16 protein-coding genes and 1 pseudogene are annotated in these 22,135 nt (G+C 72.5%); 3 read left to right on the top strand and 14 right to left on the bottom strand.

Going from position 1 to position 22,135, the window contains the following annotated elements; translation table 11 throughout:
* Window positions 1-45: 45 nt before the first annotated feature.
* The 3 genes from nhaA to OG994_RS05020 form a co-directional block, all read right to left on the bottom strand.
* Window positions 46-1,353, bottom strand: a complete 1,308-nt coding sequence (gene nhaA, locus OG994_RS05010) for a Na+/H+ antiporter NhaA (RefSeq protein ID WP_328853663.1) — start codon at window positions 1,351-1,353, stop codon at window positions 46-48.
* A gap of 160 nt (window positions 1,354-1,513) precedes the next feature.
* Window positions 1,514-2,323 (bottom strand): SDR family NAD(P)-dependent oxidoreductase, encoded by an 810-nt coding sequence (locus tag OG994_RS05015; protein ID WP_328852356.1) that lies wholly within the window; start codon window positions 2,321-2,323, stop codon window positions 1,514-1,516.
* Between the two features lie 158 nt (window positions 2,324-2,481).
* Window positions 2,482-6,837, bottom strand: a complete 4,356-nt coding sequence (locus OG994_RS05020; RefSeq protein WP_328852357.1) for an ExeM/NucH family extracellular endonuclease — start codon at window positions 6,835-6,837, stop codon at window positions 2,482-2,484.
* Window positions 6,838-7,117: 280 nt separating this feature from the next.
* Here OG994_RS05020 and OG994_RS05025 point away from each other — a divergent pair, with 280 nt between their 5' ends.
* Window positions 7,118-7,801, top strand: a complete 684-nt coding sequence (locus OG994_RS05025; protein ID WP_328852358.1) for a DUF305 domain-containing protein — start codon at window positions 7,118-7,120, stop codon at window positions 7,799-7,801.
* A 595-nt stretch (window positions 7,802-8,396) separates the two neighbouring features.
* Here OG994_RS05025 and OG994_RS05030 read toward each other — a convergent pair.
* From OG994_RS05030 to OG994_RS05055, 6 genes and pseudogenes are all read right to left on the bottom strand, one after another.
* Window positions 8,397-9,920 (bottom strand): annotated as a pseudogene (locus OG994_RS05030) (LVIVD repeat-containing protein); the annotation flags it as partial.
* 159 nt (window positions 9,921-10,079) lie between these two features.
* Window positions 10,080-10,565 (bottom strand): DUF2231 domain-containing protein, encoded by a 486-nt coding sequence (locus tag OG994_RS05035; RefSeq protein ID WP_120326442.1) that lies wholly within the window; start codon window positions 10,563-10,565, stop codon window positions 10,080-10,082.
* Between the two features lie 50 nt (window positions 10,566-10,615).
* Window positions 10,616-11,329 carry a spermine/spermidine synthase domain-containing protein gene (locus tag OG994_RS05040; protein ID WP_407942597.1) on the bottom strand — a complete coding sequence of 238 codons (714 nt, stop codon included), beginning with the start codon at window positions 11,327-11,329 and terminating at the stop codon, window positions 10,616-10,618.
* Between the two features lie 68 nt (window positions 11,330-11,397).
* Window positions 11,398-11,820 carry an acyl-CoA thioesterase gene (locus OG994_RS05045; protein WP_120326441.1) on the bottom strand — a complete coding sequence of 141 codons (423 nt, stop codon included), beginning with the start codon at window positions 11,818-11,820 and terminating at the stop codon, window positions 11,398-11,400.
* 35 nt (window positions 11,821-11,855) lie between these two features.
* Window positions 11,856-12,620: a hypothetical protein gene (locus OG994_RS05050; protein WP_328852360.1), complete on the bottom strand. Its 765-nt coding sequence runs from the start codon at window positions 12,618-12,620 to the stop codon at window positions 11,856-11,858.
* Entirely contained in the window at window positions 12,617-13,114 is a 498-nt protein-coding gene (locus tag OG994_RS05055) for a SigE family RNA polymerase sigma factor (protein ID WP_120326439.1), read from the bottom strand. The genes OG994_RS05050 and OG994_RS05055 overlap by 4 nt, the downstream gene beginning before the upstream one ends.
* 143 nt (window positions 13,115-13,257) lie before the next feature.
* Here OG994_RS05055 and OG994_RS05060 point away from each other — a divergent pair, with 143 nt between their 5' ends.
* On the top strand, window positions 13,258-14,061 hold the full coding sequence (locus OG994_RS05060; RefSeq protein ID WP_328852361.1) for a DUF3152 domain-containing protein: 804 nt from the start codon (window positions 13,258-13,260) through the stop codon (window positions 14,059-14,061).
* A gap of 35 nt (window positions 14,062-14,096) precedes the next feature.
* Here OG994_RS05060 and OG994_RS05065 read toward each other — a convergent pair whose 3' ends face one another.
* A complete protein-coding gene (locus OG994_RS05065; RefSeq protein ID WP_120326437.1) occupies window positions 14,097-14,558 on the bottom strand; it encodes a DUF5709 domain-containing protein in 462 nt (153 codons plus the stop codon).
* Window positions 14,559-14,993: 435 nt separating this feature from the next.
* Between OG994_RS05065 and OG994_RS05070 the strand changes: the two genes are divergently transcribed.
* Window positions 14,994-16,580, top strand: coding sequence for a DHA2 family efflux MFS transporter permease subunit (locus tag OG994_RS05070; protein ID WP_328852362.1), 1,587 nt, complete (start codon window positions 14,994-14,996; stop codon window positions 16,578-16,580).
* A 106-nt stretch (window positions 16,581-16,686) separates the two neighbouring features.
* Here the strand turns inward: OG994_RS05070 and OG994_RS05075 are convergent, their stop codons facing one another.
* The 4 genes from OG994_RS05075 to mmsA all read right to left on the bottom strand — a co-directional run bounded on the left by OG994_RS05075 (window position 16,687) and on the right by mmsA (window position 22,008).
* The gene (locus OG994_RS05075; RefSeq protein WP_328852363.1) at window positions 16,687-17,919 is read right to left on the bottom strand and encodes an ROK family protein; all 1,233 of its coding nucleotides are present in this window, start codon (window positions 17,917-17,919) and stop codon (window positions 16,687-16,689) included.
* Window positions 17,920-18,012: 93 nt separating this feature from the next.
* The gene (locus OG994_RS05080; RefSeq protein ID WP_120326435.1) at window positions 18,013-19,116 is read right to left on the bottom strand and encodes a substrate-binding domain-containing protein; all 1,104 of its coding nucleotides are present in this window, start codon (window positions 19,114-19,116) and stop codon (window positions 18,013-18,015) included.
* A 49-nt stretch (window positions 19,117-19,165) separates the two neighbouring features.
* Entirely contained in the window at window positions 19,166-20,464 is a 1,299-nt protein-coding gene (mmsB, locus tag OG994_RS05085; protein WP_120326434.1) for a multiple monosaccharide ABC transporter permease, read from the bottom strand.
* Window positions 20,461-22,008: a multiple monosaccharide ABC transporter ATP-binding protein gene (gene mmsA, locus OG994_RS05090; protein WP_120326433.1), complete on the bottom strand. Its 1,548-nt coding sequence runs from the start codon at window positions 22,006-22,008 to the stop codon at window positions 20,461-20,463. Before mmsA ends, mmsB begins: the two co-directional genes overlap by 4 nt.
* Window positions 22,009-22,135: the final 127 nt, after the last annotated feature.

Consider the following 22,135-nt stretch of genomic DNA (forward strand, 5'->3'; position numbering starts at 1 on the left):
CGTTCCCCGGCGGGCACCGGCCGGCGGGCACGTGGCTGACCGCCGCTAGGCGCGGTCCGCCTGCTCGCCCTGGAAGACGTCCGGCACGCCGTCGGCGTCGCTGTCGCGCTCCTCGATCTCGCGCAGGCGGCGGTAGTGGCGGTTGCGGGCGCGCAGGACGACGGTGGCGAGCAGGGCCGAGAGCAGCGAGCCGACGAGGACGCCGAGCTTGGTGTGGTCGTCGCGCTCGCTGCCGGCGCCGAAGGCCAGTTCGCCGATCAGCAGCGACACCGTGAAGCCGATGCCCGCCAGGAGCGCGAGGCCGAACACGTCCCACCAGTCGATGCCCTCGGCGAGGCGGGCCCGGCTGAAACGCTGCACCAGCCAGGTGGCGCCGAAGACGCCGACGGCCTTGCCGACGACGAGCCCGACGACCACCCCGAGGGCGACCGAGTCGGTGAGGGCCGCGCCGAGGCCGCCCGCGCCGGCGAGCGAGACCCCGGCGGCGAAGAACGCGAAGACCGGCACCGCGACCCCCGCCGACAGGGGCCGGAACCGGTGCTCGAAGTGCTCGGCGAGCCCGGGGCCCGGCCCCGGCTTGCGGCGCAGCACGGGCACGGTGAAGGCGAGCGCCACCCCGGCCACCGTGGCGTGTACGCCGGAGGCGTGCACGAGGGCCCACGTCACGGCGGCCAGCGGCAGCAGGAGCCACCACGAGCGCACCCGCCGCTGCACCAGCAGGCCGAACAGCGCCAACGGCAGCAGCGCCAGCAGCAGCGGCCCGAAGTGCAGCGAGCTGGTGTAGAACACCGCGATGATCACGATCGCCAGGAGGTCGTCGACGACGGCGAGCGTCAGCAGGAACGTCCGCATCGCGGCGGGCAGGTGCGTGTTGATCACCCCGAGCACCGCGAGGGCGAACGCGATGTCGGTGGCGGTCGGGATCGCCCAGCCCGCCAGCGCGTCGCCGCCGGCAGGGGCGTTGAACGCCGTGTAGATCACGGCCGGCAGCGTCATGCCGCCGAGCGCGGCGGCCACCGGCAGCATCGCCCGCCGGGGCTCCCGCAGGTCACCGGCCACGAACTCGCGCTTCAACTCGAGCCCGGCCACGAAGAAGAAGACGGCCAGCAGGCCGTCGGCCGCCCACTGCGCCAGCGAGAGGTCCAGGTGGAGGCCGGCCGGGCCGAGCCGGAGGTCACCGAGCCGCTCGTACGCCCCGGACCAGGGCGAATTCGCCCAGACGAGGGCGAGTACGGCGGCGGCCAGCAGGAGCATCCCGCCGACGGTCTCCGTACGGAGGATGTCGCCGATCCGGCGGACCTCGGGCCAGCTGCCGCGGCTCAACAGGTGGGGTGTGCGGTTGGCAGGCGGCATCGCCATGGGGAGTCCTCCGGGCGGGGTCGGTGATCTGACCGCCGACCAGACTTCCCGGCACACCGGAGTCGACTCTACCCGACCGCCGATCATCACCCGGCCGGCGAGCGGGCCGGTCCGGCGTGCGCCCGGTGATCGACGGGGGCGGACGGGCGTCGGATCAGCCGAGCCAGGGCGCCAGCAACGACATCGTGAGCCGGTGCAGGCCGTCCCGGAAGGTGGCGTCGCGGACCTGCGGCGCCGGGTCGGCGATCCGCCGTTCGTCCAGGTACGCGCCGCTGGGCACGTCGGCCCGCAGGGCGGCCTCGACCACGTTCGCGCCGCCGTGGGACGGGGAGTCCCCGCCGATGGCGAACATCGCGTGCAGCAGCGGGGTGCTGATGACGCCGGGGTGGACGGCCACGATCGCGGGCCGGTAATGCGCGGCCTGCCGCACGGCGTGGGCGACCAGGGCCAGCTTCGAGCGGGCGTACGCGGTGGTCGGCGCGTACGCGCGGCGCAGCTGCGGGTCGTCGAGGTCGAAGGTGGCGGAGAGGTGGGTGGCCGAGGACACGTGCACGACGCGCCCCGACGGCGGCAGGAGGGGCAGGAGGCGCTCGGTGAGCAGCACGGCCGCGAGGTAGTTGGTCTGCAGGGTCGCCTCGTAGCCGTCCTCGCTGGTCCGGCGTCGCGGCGCGCCGGGGCGGCCGGCGTTGTTGACCAGGATGTCGACCCGGTCGGTGACGTCCGCCACGCGGTCGGCCAGGTCCACGACGTCGTCGAGGCGATCGAAGTCCGCCCGGGCGTAGACGATCTCCGCGGGGCCGGCGGCGCGGAGCTGGTCGAGCAGCGGCCGGATCTCCGGTTCGTCCTCGCGCCCGTGGACGAGCAGTCGCCCGGCCGACCCGGCGAGCCGCCGGGCCGCCGCCGCGCCGATCCCGCTCGTCGCTCCGGTGAGCACCACCGTGGCGGGCGGGCGGTGGGGCGTCACCGGGCTGCCCGGGCGGGGTCGAGGACCATGCGGCCGAGGCTATCGGGGATCGTGCCGGCGCGGGTGCGCGACCGCCCGAGGCATCCCCGCCTCCCGGGCGGTGGGAGTCCTCCCGTCCGCGACCGGTTCCGGCCGCGGACGGGAGGATCAGCGACCGGTCAGAGCCGGGCGCACTGGCCCGTGGCCGGGCCCTTCACCGTGTTGTGCCGGCCCTCGTTCACCGGGGCCGGGTCGTTGCCGGAGCAGTGCAGCGGCCCGCTGACGGTGTTCGCCGCGACGACCACCGGCTGGCTGCCGGAGTTGCCGGTCACGGTCACCGGTCCGCCGACCACGACCGAGTCGATCCGCACCCCACCGCTGTTGGCGGTGACCGACACCGGACCGTTCACCCTGCCCTCGCTGATCGTCAGCCCGCCGGTCGCGCCGGAGACGGTCACCGGACCGGCCACCGTCGTGCCGTCGAGCGCGAAGAGCACCGGGCGGACCGCCGAGATCGGGCCGTTGACGGCGCCGCCGGTCGCCACCAGCGAGGCGCCCGGAGCGACCGTCACGGGGCCGGCGATCGTGGCGTTCTCCAGGCAGGTCAGGCCCGCCGTGACGACCAGCGGCTTGGTGTGGCGGCCGGTGATCGTCGTGGTGCACTGCGGGCCGGGCCGCCCCACGGCCGACCGGGGCTGCGTGTCGGCGGTGACCGGCGAGTTCGCGGCGAAGTAGCTCACCAGCATGGTGAGGTCGTTGTCGCCGGTCGTCGCCGGGTCCGTGCCGTCGCCGAGGGTGGCGAAGTTGTCACCACCGGCGGCGAGGAACGAGTTCACCGTGACCCGGTAGGTGGCGGCCGGGTCGATGGGCGTCCCGTCCAGCTTCATCGACGTGATCCGCGAGCCCTTCGGCGCCTCCGGGTCGTAGGTGTAGGTGAACCCCTTCGAGACACCCAGCCACAGCACCGGCCGGGACGCGCCGTCGGGCTGCCACTGCTCCTCCAGCACCTGCTTGATCTGGGCGCCGGTGTAGCTCTTGGTGACCACGTCGTTGGCGAAGGGCTGGACGGCGAAGGCGTCGGCGTACGTCACCGTGCCGTCCGTGCGGTACAGCAGGTCCGCACGCAGCCCACCCGGGTTCATGAACGCGATCTGCGCGCCGCCGCGGCCCGCGTCCCGGGTGCCGGCGAGCTGCACGTCGGCGATGAAGTTGCCGAGCACCGACTCCTTGCCCCGGTCCTCGTTGCCGTCGGTGTAGGCCCGCCTGATGTCCGCGGTGATCGACCCGAGCTGCTGCTTGCCCAGCTCGGCGGCCTTGACCTTCGCGGCGGCCACGATGTCGGCCACCGCCGGGTCCTGCGGCGCGCCCACCACGTCGACCAGCGCCGCGTCCGCGGCCGTGACCCGGCCGGCGTCCGGGTCGAAGGTCAGCGTCACCTTGCCCAGCCGCTTGCCGTAGTCCTCGGCCTGCACCACCGGACGCAGCCGGTCCGTGCCGGGGATCGGCAGCTCGAAGGCGTACGGCTGGTGGGTGTGACCGCTGACGATCGCGTCGATGGTGGCGTCGACCCGGGTGAACGGGCCGAAGACCGGGTCGGCGGCCAGCGCCTCGGCGGAGTCGATGTGCTCCGTCGCGGCGCCCTCGTGCGCGAGCAGCACCACCACGTCGGCCTCGCCGTTGGCCGGGTTGCCGTCCTTGAGCTGGCCGGCGACCAGGTTGGCCTCGGCGACCGGGTCGCGGAAGGTGATGCCGACGATGCCGTCCGGGCTGACCAGCGACGCGGTCTGCTTGGTCACCACGCCGACGAAGCCCACCGCGACGCCGCCCACCGTGCTGACCGAGTACGCCGGCAGCACGCGGGTGTCGCCCCGGTAGACGTTGGCGCCCAGGTACGGGAAGTCGGCGCGGTCGGACACGCGGCCGGTGAGGTCGGCGATGCCCTTGTCGAACTCGTGGTTGCCGACCGCCGAGGCGGCCACGCCGATCCGGTTCAACGCGTCGATCGTGGGGTTGTCCCCGTCGATCGCCGAGATGAACGTGGACGCCCCGATGTTGTCACCGGCGGAGACGAACGCGGTGTTCGGGTTCTGCGCGCGCAACTGGTCGACCAGCCCGGCGAGCTGGGCCGCGCCGCCCACGGGCTGGTTGTCGACGGTGGCCGGGGACTCCAGCCGGCCGTGGAAGTCGTTGACGGTCAGCAACTGGAGGTCGACCGGCTTCGCGTCGGTGCTGATCCCCACCACGATCGGGTTGTGGTCGCTGGCCCGGTACGGCGTCGGCTCGTAGAAGGCGGCGAGCCCGTCGTACTGGAAGGCGTACGACTCGACAGCGTTGATCTGCCACACGTCGACGCCGGTCACCCGGCTCGCCAGGGACGGCGAGGCGAGAGCGTGGTCGAGCGAGCCCGACTCGCCGCCGAAGACGTACGTCGCCTTGCCGGTGTCGTTCAGGTCCTTGTACTGCTTGTCGTAGAGGACCTGCATCGGGTCCTCGTGGGTGTAGGCGTTGAAGTCGCCCAGCAGCAGCACGTCCTCGGTGCCGCTGTCGGCCTTCACCTGGTCGACGAACGCGGCCAGGGCACGGGCCTGCCGGACCCGGTCGCCGTTCCACGAGCCCTGACCGTCGCCGGTGTCGGCGTTGTCGCCGGTGCCGGTGCCGCTCTTGGACTTGAGGTGGTTGGCGACCACGACGAAGGACACCCTGCCCGCGGTGAAGGTCTGGGCGATCGGCTCACGGGCGTTGGACCACACGGTCTCGTCGTTCACCGAGCGCGACGGCCCCTTGGGCTGCACCGTGGCGGGCTTGAAGATGATCGCCGTGGTGATGACGTCCTGCTGCGCCGGTGCGGGCAGCTCGGCCGGGGTGCGGACGTAGTCCCAGGTACCCGCGCCGTCCTTGGCGTTCAGGGCGGCGACCAGCCGCTTCAGCGCCTGCTGCGGGTCGTCCGGGTTGAAGCGGACCGAGTTCTCGATCTCCTCCAGCGTCACGACGTCGGCACCGAGCGCGCTGATGGCCGAGACGATCTTCGCCTCCTGCCGGCCCAGCGCGGCCTCGTCGGCCGCACCGCGGGCGTCGCCGCCGAAGTGGACGAAGTAGTTCAGCACGTTGAAGCTGGCCACCCGCACGTCGCCGCCGACGTCCACCGGGGCGGGGGTGCGCGGGTTGGTGGACTTGAAGGTGGTCCGGGCGGGCGGGGCGGTGTCGGCGCTGACCGGCAGGGTCGGCTGGAACCGCCACTCGTCGAAGCCGTACGACAGCACCGACGGCCCGAACGCCTCCACCGAGTCGCCGACCCGCAGCGGGCTGGTCTTCGACAGGTACGGCGGCAGCAGCCCGGCGCTGGACAGGTTCGTCGTCCTGCCGTCGTCGACGAGGATGCGGCCGCGCTCGTTCGCCGCCGCCACCTGCCGGGCCTCGTCGGAGCCGGGGCGGGCGACGTCGGTCGGGTTGGCCGCCGGACGGTCGCCGGCGGCGAGCACGACCTCGCCGTACCGGTTGGTGTTGTAGACCTCGGAGACGGTGTACGCGCCGACCGGGGCCACCAGCATCGACTCGACCGACTCGCGGGCCGCGTCGTCCAGCGGCAGGCTCAGCGCGACCGGCGCGGGCAGTGGGGCGTCGTGCTCACAGACCTGCACGTCGGCCTTGGCGCCGATGGTGACCTGGGTGAGCCCGTTGTACTCGCTGGGCGTGCCGCTCACGCGCACCCGGTCACCGATGGCGACCGAGGGGTGGTTGGCGGTGTTGGTCGTCAGGTAGACGAAGATGCCGTCCGAGGCGGTGCCGGCAGCGACCGGCCGGTCCCCACCGCTGCCGGCGGACTGCACGTAGATGCCGTTGTAGCCGCCGCTGCGGTGGTCGGCGGTCACCACGCCCTCGACGGTGACCCGCGTGCCGGCCAGCGGGGTGCTGTCGCCGGTGCCCTGGACCTGGGCGATCGTGTGGTCGACGGTGACCGTGCAGCCCGGGGCCGGGTCGGGGTCGCCGCCGCCGGAGTCGCTGTTCGGGCTGCCGAAGCTGTGCGGGGCCGCATCCCGCCAGGTGCCGTCGATCTTCTGGAGCGAGTGGCCGACCGGCGTGGTGGACGTCTCGGCCACGCCGATGTCGACGCTGGTCCGCCCGTTCGCCGGGCCACCGGACGCGGTGAACGTCCCCTCGTAGCTCAGGAACTCGGCGACGGCGCCGCCGGGCGCGACGAGCGCCACGGCGTCCGGAGACCCGTTCTGGATGCCGTCGGTCGGGTACGCCTCGACGACGACACCGGCGGCCGGCACGGCCCCGTTGAGGGTCCGGGTGCTGTACGCGGCGCCGTTCGCGCCGTTGTAGAGGACGATCTGCCAGCCGGTCAGGTCGTAACCGGCCGGCGCCTGGATCTCGATCGCCTCGCCGGTGTCGGTGCCGGCGTTGTCGTAGTGGATCTCACTGATGAATGGACTCGTCGCCGCCGGACCGGCGAGCGCGGCCGTGCCGCTGGCCAGCGTCAGTGCGCTGGTGGCGAGCAGCACGCCGAGCACGCCGAGTGGTCGTCTGTTCACGCGCCTGGACATCAAACTGTGGCCTCCGATGGGAGTGGACCGTCGGAGGATATGGGTTGGGGGTGTCCGGACGGCAGCCGCCGGATGGACGAGCGGGACGGGCCACTCATCGGGCACGGGCCACGAGCGACCATCGCGCGCCGCTGCTCGGTCACTGTCGGGATGGGACTTGTGACCGTACGCGCGTCGCGGAGCGCTCGCCCGGGGGCCGCGTCAGGGCGGGCGGGTCGTCCGTCCGGCCCTCGTCCGGCGCGTCCGTTTCGGCTACGGTGATCGAATCGTGTTCTCGTCCCGCCGCCGTGTCGTCGTCGCCGTCGTGGCCGCCACCGTCGCCCTCGGCGCGTCGGCGTTCGCCGTCGTCCAGCTCACCGCCGACGGGTCGACGGAGCCGACGTCCGCGCCCAGGGTCGTCCAGCCCGGCGCGCCGGGCCAGGCCGGCCGTACGCTCTCGCCGGCCGAGCAGTCCCAGCTGCCGCCACCGCCGGCGCACACCCCGGCCGACACCCAGTTCATGCAGCGGATGATCGCCCACCACGTGCAGGCGCTGGACATGACCGCGCTCGTCGCCGACCGCGCCGCCAGCTCGGAGGTGTCGCTGCTCGCCAAGCGGATCGAGACGTCCCAGCGGGACGAGATCGCGCAGATGCAACGGTGGCTCACCGAGCGCGGCGAGCAGATCCCCGGGCCGCACACCCACCACGCCGAGCACGACGCCACCATGCCGGGCATGCTCACCCCGGAGCAGATGGCGCAGCTCCAGCGGGCGCGCGGCGCGCAGTTCGACCGGCTCTTCCTCGACTTCATGATCCGTCACCACGAGGGCGCGCTCACGATGGTGCAGCAGCTCTATGCGGCCGGCGGGGGTCTCGAACCGGCCAGCGACCGCTTCGCGCGCGAGGTCAACGCCGACCAGGGCATCGAGATCCGCAGCATGCGCGAGCTGCAGGCCAGGCTCGCCCGCTGACCGCTGACCGCTGACCGCTGACCGCGGTGTCGTCCGCCCGCAGCGGTGAGGGCCGCGCCCTGCCCGGCAGGACGCGGCCCTTCCCCAAGCGTCGCGGCGTACGTCAGTCCAGGCTGGCGCACTGGCCGCTGGCCGGCCCCGACACCTCGTTGGCGGCGCCGAGGTTGATCGGCGCCGGCGAGTTGCCGGTGCAGGCGAGCGGGCCGCGCACGGTGCTGTCGGCCACGATCGGCTCGACGGCGCCGGTGCGGGTGCCGGTCAGCACCGCCGGCCCGTGGATCTCGCTCTTCACGACGGCGGCGCTGCCCCGCGTACCGGTGATGCTCACCGGGCCGCGGACCGTGCTCTCGTAGAGGTGCACGGCCTCGGCGTTCGCCGCCGACACCGGGCCGGAGATCGACGAGTCGATGGCGAGCAGCGACGCGCCGGGCCGCACGGTGACCGGACCGTTGACGGTGGCCCCGGACAGGCAGGTGACGCCCGAGACCGTCAGCGGCCCGTGGTGCCGGTTCGTGACGGTGGTGGTGCAGGTGCGGGCCAGCTGGTCGAAGCGGGCCCGGGCCACCGCGAAGCTCGGCGCCCAGCTGACCTGGGTCTGGTGCTGGGCGTTGAACTCCGGCATCTGCACCTCGCGGGCCGCGGCGATCTCCGCCGCGGTCAGGTGCTTGCTGGGCTTCAACCCGAGGACGTCGAAGCCACGGGCGATCTCACTGCCGTAGATCTGGCCGTTGTACCAGTACGCCGACCAGAAGCCGCCGAGGACGCTCGTGCTGGCGCTGATCGGCCCGCGGTCGAAGTAGCCGATCTCCCGCGGGTGGGCCGAGTCGGTGAAGTCCATCAGGGAGATGCCGCCCTGGTACCACGCCTGCACCAGGATGTCCCGGCCGGGCACGGGGATCAGCGACCCGTTGTGCGCGACGCAGTTCTCCTGGAGCGTCTGCGGAACCGGCAGCTTGTAGTAGCTGGCGAACTTCAGCTTGCGGTCCACGATGTCGAAGATCGCGTTCGCGCCCCACTGCGGCTGGTCGGTCGTCCGGCAGCGGGGGCCCGTGCCGCCGCCCCACTCGTCGGTGAAGACGACCTTGGAGCCGTCGTTGCTGATCGTCGCGGAGTGCCAGTACGCGAAGTTCGGGTCGGAGACCTCGTCGATGCGGACGGGGTTCGCCGGGTCCGAGATGTCGATCAGGATGCCGTTGCCCTCACAGGCGCCGGCCGCCAGGCCGAGCGCGGGGTACGCGGTGATGTCGTGGCAGGCGTCGGTGACCGGCGACGGGCTCCACGAACCGCCCGACGGGTGCGTTGGCGCCGGCGGGGTGTTCTGGAGGCCGTCGACCGCGCCGGTGGCCGGGTCGGCGAACAGGCGCGGGTTGTTCACGACCGCGGCCTGCTCGGGAGCGGCGACCGGGACCTTGATGACGTCGATGCGCCACCGCGCCGGGTTGTCACCGGAGGCGGGCGTGTTGTTGCAGCCGGCCATCGTGCTCGCCGGACGGACCCCCGCGGTCCCCGAGACGTACACGTAGACGTTCGCGCTGTCGTCGGGGTCGGTCACCAGCGTGTGGGTGTGCGAGCCGCGGCAGGTCTGCACCGCGGCGACCTGCACCGGGTTCGCCACGTCGCTGATGTCGAAGACGCGTACGCCCTGGAAGCGGGTGCCGGCGGCGGGATTCGTGCCGCAGTCGAGCCGGCCCCGGGTCTCCTCCACCGACATGAAGAGCAGGTTGCCGTGTACCGACACGTCGCCCTGCCCACCCGGGCAGACCACGCTGGTGACCAGCGTCGGGTTCGCCGGCTGCGAGATGTCGTAGACGTTGAAGCCGTTGTAGTTGCCGACGAAGGCGTGGGTGCCGCCGAAGGCCAGGTCCGAGGCGACGAAGCCGAAGTCGCCCGGGTTGGCCGGGTTCACGAAGCCCGCCGGCTTGTCGCGGTGCGCCAGCAGTTCGAGGTTGCTGATGGCGCTCTGCGCGTCCAGCCAGCCCGCCCCGAGCCCGATCCGCGGGTCCGGTTCGGCCTCCTGGCCCGATGCCGTGCCCGGCACCAGGGCGACGAGAAGCGCCGCGGTGGCCGCGGCGCCGAGAATGCGGCGTCTCCGCCGTGACGTGCGATCCGATCGATTCATGCGTGTCCTCCGCGCACGGTGCGTCCCGGTGGTGGCAGCGCGCGCGTCGGGGCGCGTGCGCGCCGCGGTAGTAAGGACCGTACCGCCTGCACGCTGGTTAGGATCATGTAAATATTTGCGCTGGACGAAAAAATGGCCGTGGATGCCGGGGTGATCGGCTCAGAGGCCGGTCCACACCGCCTTGGCGCCCGAGTCGCCGGTGCGGACCACGTAGTAGAGGCTCACGCCGGCGGCCACGAGCGACAGACCCCGCAACGCCCAGGCCAGTGCCGGCCGGGGCCGCGCCACGCCGGGGCCCGCCGGGGCGAGGAACCACACCACGGCGAGCGTCACGACGGCCAGCCCGATGGTGGCGTACAGCGTCAGGTCGCCCAGCCGCTGGTGGGCCTCCAGCTTCGGCACGTACTCGGGGCTCACCCGGTTGGCCGACGTGAGCCGCGCCAGGAACGCGTCCCCGGAGAGCTTCGCGAGCAGGGCCGAGACGGGCGCGCCGAGGGCGAGCAGCCCCAGCACCCAGCGGGTGTGCGGCCGGATCGCGGGAACGGCGGCGTACCCGACGCTGAGCAGGGCCAGCAGCGGCACGAGGACGACGGCGGCGTGGAGGACGAGAGGATGGGCGGGGATGCCCATGAACTCCTCGAACAACGGGCTCTCCCGGGGGGTGAGGGGGAATCGACCACGTCCCGCCCGCGAACCTACCGTCGGCCGCGCCCCCTGTCACCACGGTCGCCGCCGCGCACCCCGTCGGCGGTGCGCCGGGCCAGGTAGACGACGTCCGGCTCGCCGCGCGGGACCGCGACCTCGTGCACGGCGACCGGACCGATCAGCGCCGCGAGCCGGGCCGCGTACGCCGGGGCCGCCGAGGCGCTCCACGCGGCCAGCACACCCCCGTCGGTGAGACGGTCGCGCAGCAGCATGGTGCCGGCGTCGTCGTACAGCTCGGCGTTGGGCGGGAACACGGTCCACTCCGGACCGTTGTCGACGTCCAGGCAGATGGCGTCGAAGACCTCACGGGTCGCCCGCAGCCAGGTGACGATGTCGGCCGTGACGATCCGCACGCGCGGGTCGTCGAGGGCGTGCCCGCTGTGGCCGGCCAGGCTGCCCCGGTGCCAGTCGACGAGCGTCTTTTCGATCTCCACGACCACGATCTCCGCGGGCACCGGGGAGGCCACGGCCTCGGCCAGCGAGAAGCCCACCCCCAGGCCGCCGACGAGGATGCGGGCCCCGGCGGGCACGAGCTTCAGCGCCTCACGGACGAGCAGCCGCTCCGACCCGCCGGCGCGGGTGTCCATGAGGAACACGCCGTTGCTGATGATCTCGAAGTGCCCGGCGCTGTGGCGGAGCACCAGCTCACCGCGGCTCGTCACCACCCGGTCGACCACCGTCACCGTCTCGGCCACCGGCCCAATCTAGCGACGGCGCGGGCGGGACCGGGGCATTTTCGCCCGCTTCCCGGCGGCGGTGGGGCGTCCGGGGCTCAGAGGTTGAGCGGCCCCGGGTCGGTGGCCAGCGCGCGGAACCGCTCCCGCGGGTCGGGCACCAGCCGTCGGGCCGCGAGGTCGAGCAGGCCGCCGACGCCGGTCAGGGTCGCGACCGGGGTGCCGTCCGCGCGGGTGTACGCCTGGTCGATGTGGAACGTCTTGCCCTCGCCCCACCGGAACGCGCAGGACACGTCGACCTCGTCGCCGCCGCGCAGCTCCCGCAGGTAGCGCAGGGTGACCTCCAGGGCCACCGGTCCCACGCCGGTGGCGAGGAGGCGGTCCTGCGAGATGCCGGCGGCGCGCAGGCACTCCCAGCGGGCGTGCTCGCCGTACTGGAGGTAGACGGCCTGGTTGAGGTGGCCCTGGGTGTCGAGTTCGTAACCGCGGACGGTGACGCGCACCCGGAACGGATCTCCCACGCGGCCGAGCCTACCGGCGGGGGAGCGGTGGGCGCTCAGAGCCGCCGGCCGCGGGCGTCGTGGGCGGCGATGCCGTCCAGCCGTACGCCGGGAGGCAGCACCGCCGGGTCGAACCAGAAGATCACCACTCGCGGATCCTCGCTCCACCGGACCAGCCGGGCCGCCACCTGGCGGCCGTCGACGGTGCCGACGATCCGCTCGGCCGGTCCCACGAAGTACCCGAAGGTGGGCACGAGGGGCCGGGTGGGGTGCGGCCCCGACTGGTCGTAGCCGATCTCGTGGAACCCGTCCCGGCGGTCGTCACCCACGACGTCGTTGACCAGGAAGTCCGGTGCCAGCCCGCCGTCGGCGGTCCGGCGACCCGCCATCAGCCCGATCGTCACCCCCGGCAGGTGCGGTACGTCGACGGGGACGACGTAGAAGACCCGTTCCTCGGCGCCGTACCGGATCCCGCTGCGCACCACGTCGCCCAGCGGCTCGGGCGGTGCCGCGTCCGTGGCGACGGGGGTGGGTGCGGCCGTGGCGGTGGGGCCGGCGGTCGGGCCGGACGGGTGGCCGGTCGCGCCGGCGGCCGGCTGGGCGGCGGGCGCCGCCGGCCGCTGCGGCGCACCGGCCGAGCGCACCGCGACGGGTAAGCCCACCACGACCGCGAGCGCCAGCGCGGCGGCGCCCGCGCCGGTGAGCCGGCGGCGTCGACGCAGGCGGCGACCCTGGCGCAGCACCGCGTCCAGGTCGAGTACGCCGTGTCCGCTCCGCTCGCCGACCCGCATCGCGGCGCGGAGCCGATCCGCCTCGTTCACCGGCGTGTCCCCTCCGGCGCGGCGGCCTCGACGCCGCGCAGCTTCTCCAGGGCGCGGGAACTCGTGCTCTTGACCGTCCCCACCGAGACGCCGAGTTCGCGGGCCACCTGGGCCTCCGGGAGGTCGAAGTAGTAGCGCAGCACGACGATGGCGCGCTCGCGGGGACTGAGCGTGCCGAGGATGGCGAGCAACCAGCGCCGGGTGGCCACCTCGTCGGCCACGTCGTCGCCGTGCCGGTCGGGGACGTCCTCCGTCGGGTACTCGCGGATCGGTCGCCGCCAGCCGTCGACGAGGTGGTTGACGAGCACCGAGCGGGCGTACCCGTAGGCGTCGTTCTCGCGGATCCGCGACCACGACGCGTACGTACGGGCCAGCGCCGTCTGGGCGGCGTCCTCGGCGCGGTGGTGGTCGCCCGTCATGAGGAAGGCCGCGTGCACCAACCGGCCGGAGGCGGCCCGGGCGAACTCGACGAACTCCGCGTCACCCCGCGCCATGCCCGCCCTCTCCGCACTCCACGACGAACAGGACGGGTGGCGGGGCCGGAAGGTTGAGCCCGCGGATGATCAACATTTCGGCGGACCCACGCGTCTCTTCTGCTGCGTGCCACCGACCGGTGGCGCACGGCGGAGGGAGACGCATGACCGGGAAGACTACGCGCCGGCGCGCTCGGGGCGTCGGGCCGGCGCTGGCGGCACTGTCGGCTGTGCTGCTCGCCGGTTGCGGGCAGATGGCGGCCGGGGACGCCGCGGCCGGCCAGGCAGCCGGCGTCGTCGACCCCGTGACCGTGTCCGCGTCCGCACCGGCGCCGGCCCCCTCCCGGCTCGTCGCCGTGAGCTACCCGGCCGACGGGAGCAACCGGTGGCAGGTCGCCGCGGCCGAGTCACCGGCCCGCCGCCGTACGGGTGAGCTGCTGCGCTACCGGGTGGCGGTGGAGCGCGACATCCGGGGCCTGCCGGTGCCCGACTTCGCGGCCGAGATCACCCGGATCCTCACCGACCCGCGGGGGTGGACCGCCGGCGGGAGACTGACGCTGCGCCGGGTCGGCCCCGGCCAGCCGGCCGACTTCACCATCTACCTGGCCACCCCCGGTACGCGCGACGAACTGTGTCAGGACGTGCCGGACGGCTACACCTCCTGCCGCAACGGCGACCGGGTGGTGCTCAACGTGGCGCGCTGGGTGAAGGGGGTGCCGCGCTACGGCGCGAACCTCGCCACGTACCGGGAGTACATGGTGAACCACGAGGTGGGGCACCGGCTCGGCCACGGGCACGAGCGCTGCCCCGGGCGGGGCCGGCTGGCGCCGGTCATGCAGCAGCAGACGCTCGGCCTGCACGGGTGCCGGGCCAACCCGTACCCCTACCTCGACGGCGAGCGCCACACCGGGCCCTCCGGCGCGTACGACGATCCGATCCCGCCCCGTGAGCGGGGCCGGCCCGGCTGACGACCGGCTGCGGGCGGCCCCGCCCGGTACGCGATCTACCGCAGCGGGCCGTCGCCCGGGCCGTTCGGGTCGTCGACCAGGTGCACGGCGGCCTCCTCCGCGCTGGCGCCGCCGGCGTCGATCCCGGCGTCCCAGGCCACCGAGTCCGGCTCCTCGTCCTCGCCGAGACCCTCGTCGTACGCCACGAGGCGGCCGGCGCGCCGCTCCCGCTCGAAGCCCCGCCGGGTCAGCTCGTCCTCGTCGTCGGTCGGCTCGGCGTACGGGTCGACGTCGGGCTCCTCCTGGGCGAGCAGCTGCTCCAGGGACTCCCCGGCCCGCTCCTCGGCGGGCGTCGTGCCGTACCGGTCGGCCCCGGCCCAGTGGTCGGCCGCGGCGATGCCGGTGTCGAGGGGATCGGTGACCAGATCCCCGTCGAGAGTGTCGGACGCGTCGAGGACGCCGTCGTCCTCGGCGACGTTCCACTCCTCGACGCGCGCGGTGTCGTCGGTCTGGCTCACAACGGTCTCCCCTCGTCACACCCTGTGGTGGCGTCGGCCAGCCTAGGACCCGTCGCGCCCCATCGGACACCCGCGTCGGCGAGCGAGCCCGGCGGGGCGGGGTCGGTGGTGGCCGAGGCGGCGGGTGGCCGGCGCCTCGGGCGGCGCGCCGAGCGCGACCAGGCCGCCCGGCCTGTGTGCGATGTCACGATCAGATTGACGTCACAGCCGACGTGCGGGCCACGAACCGCGTGGAGAAATCCGGACGAACGTCGGCGTATCCAGCCGGAAGGCCGCCCGGACCGGACGGGTCGGAGGGGCAAATCCGGGGGCGTCCTGTCGGTGCCGGCGGCTACTCTTCGTGCGAGCGTTCGCCCTCCGCGCGCCGCCCCCGCGACATGGCGCGGCACCACCCCCACCGCTCACGTCCGGCCCAGACCGATCTCAGGAGATTGTGTGTCCCAGCAAGCTGTCGCGGCCCCAGAGAAACTGGACGCCGCGGTCCTCAAGGTGGCGGGGGTCGTCGTCCTCGGGGCGATCATGTCGATCCTCGACGTGACGGTGGTGAGCGTCGCGCTGCCGACGTTCCAGAACGACTTCGACGCCTCCTACGCGCGGGTCGCGTGGACGATGACCGGCTACACGTTGGCGCTGGCCACCGTGATCCCGCTCGCCGGATGGGCCGCCGACCGGTTCGGCACGAAGCGCCTCTACATGGTGGCCCTGGCGCTGTTCACCATCGGGTCCGGGCTGTGCGCCACGGCCGACTCGATCGGCCAGCTGATCCTCTACCGGGTCCTGCAGGGTCTCGGCGGCGGCATGCTGATGCCCATCGGCATGACGATCATGACGCGGGCCGCGGGCCCGAAGCGGATGGGCCGGCTGATGGCCGTGCTCGGCATCCCGATGCTGCTCGGGCCGATCGGTGGCCCGATCCTCGGCGGCTGGCTCATCGACGTGGCGAGCTGGCACTGGATCTTCCTCATCAACCTGCCGATCGGCGTCGTCGCGCTCGTCTACGCGCAGATGGCGCTCCCGAAGGACGCGCCGGAGCCGTCGGAGTCCTTCGACTTCCTCGGCATGCTGATGCTCTCGCCGGGTCTGGCGCTGTTCCTCTACGGCGTCTCCACGCTGCCCGACGCCGGCACCTTCGCCGACGCGGAGGTGTGGGGGCCCATGCTGGTCGGCGCCGCGCTGCTGGTGGGCTTCGTCATCTACTCGTTCCGGCCCCGGCACCCGCTGCTCGACCTGCGGCTGTTCGCCAACCGCAACCTGACCATCGCCACGGTGACGCTGTTCGTCTTCATCATCGCGTTCATGGGCGCCGGGCTGCTCTTCCCGAGCTACTTCCTGCAGGTGCGCGGTGAGTCGACGCTCACGGCCGGTCTGCTGATGGCGCCGCAGGGCATCGGCGCGATGCTCACGATGCCGCTCGCCGGCACGCTGGCCGACCGGGTTCCCGTCGGGCGTACGGTGCCGTTCGCGCTGGCGCTCATCGTCCTCGGGTTCTTCTCCTTCACCCAGGTCGGTCCGGACACGTCGTACGTGCTGCTGTGCGGGTCGCTGTTCGTCATGGGCCTGGGCATGGGCGGCACGATGATGCCGATCATGACGTCGGCGCTGCGCACGTTGAAGGCCCACGACGTGGCCCGCGGCTCGACGCTGGTCAACATCCTCCAGCAGATCGGCGGCTCGGTGGGCGCCGCGGTGATGTCGGTGATCCTCACCAACGAGCTGAACGGCTCCCGGGAGATCCCGGGCGCGACGGACCCGGTCACCGGCAAGCCGGTCACCGAGGCCGGGCTGGCGATCGCCAGCCAGCAGAAGCCGGAGCTGCTCCAGCAGTTCCCCGTCCCGTCGCAGCTCATCGAACGCGGCCTCGACTTCGCGGCCCAGTCGTTCGCCAGCACGTTCTGGGTGGCGTTCGCGCTGGTCGTGCTCACGTTCATCCCGGCCGCGTTCCTGTCGCGCCGGCGTGAGCAGCCGCGTCCGCTCGACGGCCCGCAGGGCGAGGAGACGAGGACGCCGGTCGTCATCCACTGACGCACCCCGTCCCGTCGGGGCCGCCGGGTCACCCCGGCGGCCCCGACGCGTCGTGAGGGGTCCGAGGGCTGGCCGGGGTGGCCAGCCGCCGGCCGCCGGCGACGGGTCAGGCCGGATTCCCGACGTTCAGCGGGTCGGCCAGCAGGTGGGCGAACGCCAGTTCGGCGGCGCCGATCAGGGCGGCGTCGCGGCCGAGCGCCGCCGGCCGCAACTGCACGTGCTCGCGGGAGACGGGCAGGGCCAGCTCGTCGAGGCGGCGACGCACCGTGTCGGCCCCGGCCGTGTAGACGTCGCGGAGCGAGCCGCCGAACACCACGGTGTCGGGGTTGACCACGTTGACGAGGTTCGCGACGCCGAAGCCGAGCCAGTCGGCGACGCGTTCGACGGCGGCCCGGGCCACCGGGTCTCCGGCGGCCGCCGCGCACAGCACCTCACGTACGCCGTCGGGGGAGCCGGGGTCGCGGCCCGCGTGCCGCAGCAGCGCCGCCTCCCCGATCTCCGTCTGCCAGCAGCCGCGGGAGCCGCACTCGCAGGGCAGGCCGCCGGGGTTGACGACCATGTGGCCGACCTTGCCGCTGCGGCCGCCGTGCCCCATGACGAGCCGGCCGCCGATGATGATCCCGGCGCTCACGCCGGCGCCTCCGTGCAGGTAGACGAGGTCGTCGACGCCCGCGGCCACGCCCCGGACGTGTTCGGCCAGCCCGGCGATGTCGGCCAGGTCGCCGGCGAGGACGGCGGGGCCGGCGGCGAACGCGGCGTCCAGCGCCGCGCGCAGGGCCTCGTCGGGGCCGCCGATGCGTACCCGCCCGTCGCGGTCGCGGCTCGTGTCGGTCACCGCGACGGCCACGCCCGCGCGGACCGCGTCGGGCTCCACGGCCCGCGTCATCTCCTCGGTGAGCGCGGCCAGCGGGGCGACGGCGTCGAGGGCGGACGCCCCGGCGTCGCGGTCGGTCTCCCGCAGGTCGAGGATGCGCCCGCCGAGGCCGATGCGGGCCGCGCGCAGCCGGTCCGGTTCGATGCTCAGCGCCTGCGCGTACACCCGGGTCCGGGGGCTCACGACGAGCGACGGGCGCCCGGCCCGGCGGACGGTGGCGGGCGGTTCCTCGGTGACGAGGCCGGCGGCGGCGAGGTCGGCCGCGAGGGCCCCGATGGTGCTGCGGTTGAGGCCGAGCCGCGCGGTGAGCTCGGCCCGGCTGGTGGGGCCGTGCACGTGGACGTACCGCAGCACGGCGCCCAGGTTCTGCCGGCGGATCTCCTCCTGGCTGGCGCCGGACACCGGGGGCGCCGGGACGGACGGGACGCCTCCGCCCCGGTGGAGACCGGACAGCAGTCGGTGCATCAGCGCCTCCTCTCGTCTCCCGCGGGTCCGATCGCTCGCCAGGACGACGAAGGGTCCCGGAGAGCTCCGGGACCCGACGTCGTGTTGCGGTACCTACTTGGTGAGCGGCGCGAGCTTCGGGTCGTTCGCGTACGCCTCAGCCGCGTTCGCCTTGGTGACGGCGACCGGCGGCAGCAGGTAGGTGTCGACCACCTTGGCGCCGTTGTTGTACGACTTGGTGTCGTTCACCTGCGGGGTGTTGCCGGCCTGGAGGGCCTTGACCATCTCGATGGTCTGCTTGACCAGGTTCCGGGTGTCCTTGTTGATCGTCATGTACTGCTCGCCAGCCATGATCGACTTGACCGACTCGACCTCCGAGTCCTGGCCGCTCACGACCGGGATCGGCTTGCCGGCGCCCTTGACCGAGGTGATGATCGCGCGGGCCAGCGTGTCGTTCGGGGAGAGGACGCCGTCCAGCTCCTTGTTGCCGTAGGTCGAGGTCAGCAGCTGGTCCATGCGGGCCTGCGCACCCTCGGCCTTCCAGCCCTGGATGGCGGTCTGCTTGATGTCGGTCTGACCCGAGGCCACGACCACGTTGCCCTTGTCGATCTCCGGCTTGAGGACGCTCATCGCACCCTCGAAGAAGACCTTCGAGTTGTTGTCGTCCGGCGAGCCGGAGAACAGCTCGATGTTGTACGGGCCGTTCGGCTTCTTGGCCTTCATGCCGTCCAGCAGGGCCTGGCCCTGGAGCTGGCCGACCTTGAAGTTGTCGAACGCGACGTAGTAGTCGACGTCCGGCGTGTTCAGGATCAGGCGGTCGTACGCGATGACCTTCGCGCCGGCCTGGTGCGCGGCGGCGACCTGGGTCGACAGCTGCGCGGCGTCGGTCGCGCCGATGACGATGACCTTGGCGCCCTTGGTGACCATGGCGGTGATCTGGGCCTGCTGGTCGGCGACGGTGGTCGACGCGCCCGCGTACTGCACGTCGGCCTGGAAGCCGGCCTCCTTCAGGCCGTTGGTGAACAGGTCACCGGCGAGGACCCAGTTCTCCGAGGTCTTGGCCGGCAGGGCGACACCGATCAGCGAGTTGGCCGGGAAGCCCTTGGCGTCGCCGCTTCCGGAGCCGCTGGAGCCTTCGTCGCGGCCGGAGCCGCAGGCGGTGAGGGCAAGCATGGCGATGGCACCGACGGCCACCGACTTGCCGAGGAACTTGCGCATTGGGGTGGTTGCCTTTCGTGAGGATGGTGCGGTTGCGGTCCGGCGGTCGTCAGCCGGCGACCGGGGTCTTGGCGGGTTCGCGCTCGGCCCCCGAGGAGGACGGGGGTGCCGTTGGCGTGTCCCGCCGGAAGGTGCGGGTGATGCTTCCGATGACCGAGAAGCGTCCCTGGCGCTTGTTGTAGACGTCGAGCGCGACGGCCAGCAGCAGGACGAGGCCCTTGATGATCTGGACGCGGTCGGCGCCGACACCCATGAGCTGCAGGCCGTTGTTGAGCACGGCCATGACCAGACCGCCGACGATCGAGCCGCTGATGGTGCCGATGCCGCCGGAGACGGCCGCGCCGCCGATGAAGACCGCGGCGATCGCGTCGAGCTCCCAGCCGTTGCCGTCCTGCGGCCCGGAGGCCGCCGAGCGGGCCACGAAGATCATGCCCGCGAGCGCGGCCAGGATCGACATGTTCATCATGACGTAGAAGTTGACCCGCTTGAGCTTCACACCGGACAGCTCCGCGGCCCGGGAGTTGCCGCCCACCGCGTAGATGTGCCGGCCACCCGCCGTGTTGCGGGTGTAGAAGGAGTACGCGAGCACCAGCGCCACCAGGATGATGCCGGAGACCGGGAAGCTCGTGCCGACGCGGCCGCTGGCGAAGCGCAGCGTCACGAAGACGAGCACGCCGACCATCACGGCCATCCGCAGGATCGAGATCCACATCGGGATCGGCTCGGCGTTCATCTCCCGGCGGACCCGCCGCGCGTGCAGCTCCCGCCACACCACCGCGATGCAGCCGGCGAGGCCGAGCAGCAGCGTCAGGTTGTTGTAGCCGGTGTTCGGCCCGGTCTCCGGCAGGAAGCCGGAGCCGATCACGCGGAAGCCCTCGGGCACCGGGATCGTGTTCGCGTTGCCGATGAACTGGTTGCCGCCGCGGAAGAGCAGCATGCCCGCCAGGGTGACGATGAACGCCGGCACCCCGATGTAGGCGACCCAGAAGCCCTGCCAGGCGCCGATGACCGCGCCGATGGCGAGGCCGAAGAGGATCGCCACGGGCCAGGGCAGGTTCCAGTCCGCCATCGACTTCGCCACCAGGATGCCGGTGAAGGCGGCGACGGAGCCGACCGACAGGTCGATGTGCCCGGCGACGATCACCATCAGCATGCCGATGGCCAGGATCAGGATGTACGAGTTCTGCTGGAACAGCGCGATCAGGTTGTCCGATCGCAGGGTCAGGCCGTCGGTCAGGATCTGGAACAGGACGACGATCGCGACCAGCGTGAAGATCATCCCGAACTGACGGGCGTTGGAGGTGGTACCTCCGAAGAGGTTCTTCTGAAGGTCCTTCAGTCGGCTCATCGTGTCTGCATCTTCTTCGAGGAGGTCATCAGCTTCATGAGGGTCTCCGGGTCCGCGTCCTGCCGGGCGACTTCGCCGGTGATGGTGCCTTCCGACACCGTGTAGATGCGGTCGCAGAGCCCGATCAGCTCAGGCAGTTCCGAGGAGATGACGATGACGCCCTTCCCCTGGTCGGCGAGCCGCTGGATGATGCCGTAGATCTCGTACTTGGCCCCGACGTCGATGCCGCGGGTCGGCTCGTCGAGGATCAGCAGGTCCGGGTCGGTGAACATCCACTTGGCGAGCACGACCTTCTGCTGGTTGCCGCCGGAGAGCGTGTTGACGCCGTCGTCGACCGTCGGCGTCTTGATGCGCAGGCTCTGCCGGTACTCCTCGGCCGCCCGGTACTCCTTGACCTGGTCGAGGACACCGTGCCGGGTGATCTTGGAGAGCTTCGCGGCCACCGTCGACGTCTTGATGTCGTCGAGCAGGTTGAGGCCGATCGCCTTGCGGTCCTCGCTCACGTACGCGAGGCCGTGGTGGATGGCGTCCGCCACCGTCTTGAGGACGATCTCCTTGCCGTCCTTGATGATCGTGCCGGACTCGTAGACGCCGTAGGAGCGGCCGAAGACGCTCATCGCCAGCTCCGTGCGTCCGGCGCCCATGAGACCGGCGAAGCCGACGATCTCGCCCCGGCGGACGACGAAGTTCGAGTGCTTGGCGACCAGCCGCTCGGCGGAGATCGGGTGCCGGACGGTCCAGTCGCGGACCTCGAAGAAGACCTCGCCGATCTTGGGCGTGTGGTCCGGGAAGCGGCTGTGCAGCTCGCGGCCGACCATGCCCCGCACGATCCGGTCCTCGTTGACGCCGTCGGCCTTGACGTCCAGCGTCTCGATGGTCCGGCCGTCGCGGATGATCGTGATCCGGTCGGCGATCGCCTCGATCTCGTTCAGCTTGTGCGAGATGATGATCGAGGTGATGCCCCGCTCGCGGAAGCCGCGCAGCAGGTCGAGCAGGTGCTGCGAGTCGTCCTCGTTCAGCGCTGCGGTCGGCTCGTCGAGGATGAGCAGCTTCACGTCCTTGGCGAACGCCTTGGCGATCTCCACCAGCTGCTGCTTGCCGACGCCGATGTCCTTGATCAGGGTGTCCGGGTCCTCGCGCAGGCCGACCCGGGCCATCAGCTCCAGCGCCTGCCGGTTCGCGGCCTTCCAGTCGATCGCGCCGCCCTTGCGGGGCTCGTTGCCGAGGAAGATGTTCTCGGTGATCGACATGTGCGGGATGAGGGCGAGCTCCTGGTGGATGATCACGATCCCGGCCCGCTCGCTGGCCCGGATGTCCCCGAAGCGCATCTCCTCGCCGCGGTAGAAGATGGCGCCGTCGTAGCTGCCGTACGGGTAGACCCCGCTCAGAACCTTCATGAGCGTCGACTTGCCGGCGCCGTTCTCCCCGACGATCGCGTGGATCTCGCCGGCGCGCACCACCAGGTTCACGTCGGACAGGGCCTTGACCCCGGGGAACTCCTTGGTGATGGAGCGCATCTCCAGGAGGATGGGCACGTCGCTCATCGTTCGTACCACCTCGCCATCGTCATTGATGCCTCCGGAACGAGTCTGGCCCGGACCGGGGTTTGTTGCCGTCGGCAACCTATTCGGACCAGAGGATCCTTCGCAAGCGGGGAGCCTGCGAATTCCG

The organism is Micromonospora globbae, assembly GCF_036184225.1.
Taxonomy (GTDB): Bacteria; Actinomycetota; Actinomycetes; order Mycobacteriales; family Micromonosporaceae; genus Micromonospora; species Micromonospora globbae.

Coding starts and splice junctions, on each gene's coding strand:
- nhaA (WP_328853663.1), bottom strand. CDS start 1,353: ATGCCGCCTGCCAACCGCACACCCCACCTGTTGAGCCGCGGCAGCTGG.
- OG994_RS05055 (WP_120326439.1), bottom strand. CDS start 13,114: ATGGCGCGGGGTGACGCGGAGTTCGTCGAGTTCGCCCGGGCCGCCTCC.
- OG994_RS05060 (WP_328852361.1), top strand. CDS start 13,258: ATGACCGGGAAGACTACGCGCCGGCGCGCTCGGGGCGTCGGGCCGGCG.
- OG994_RS05075 (WP_328852363.1), bottom strand. CDS start 17,919: ATGCACCGACTGCTGTCCGGTCTCCACCGGGGCGGAGGCGTCCCGTCC.
- OG994_RS05080 (WP_120326435.1), bottom strand. CDS start 19,116: ATGCGCAAGTTCCTCGGCAAGTCGGTGGCCGTCGGTGCCATCGCCATG.
- mmsB (WP_120326434.1), bottom strand. CDS start 20,464: ATGAGCCGACTGAAGGACCTTCAGAAGAACCTCTTCGGAGGTACCACC.
- mmsA (WP_120326433.1), bottom strand. CDS start 22,008: ATGAGCGACGTGCCCATCCTCCTGGAGATGCGCTCCATCACCAAGGAG.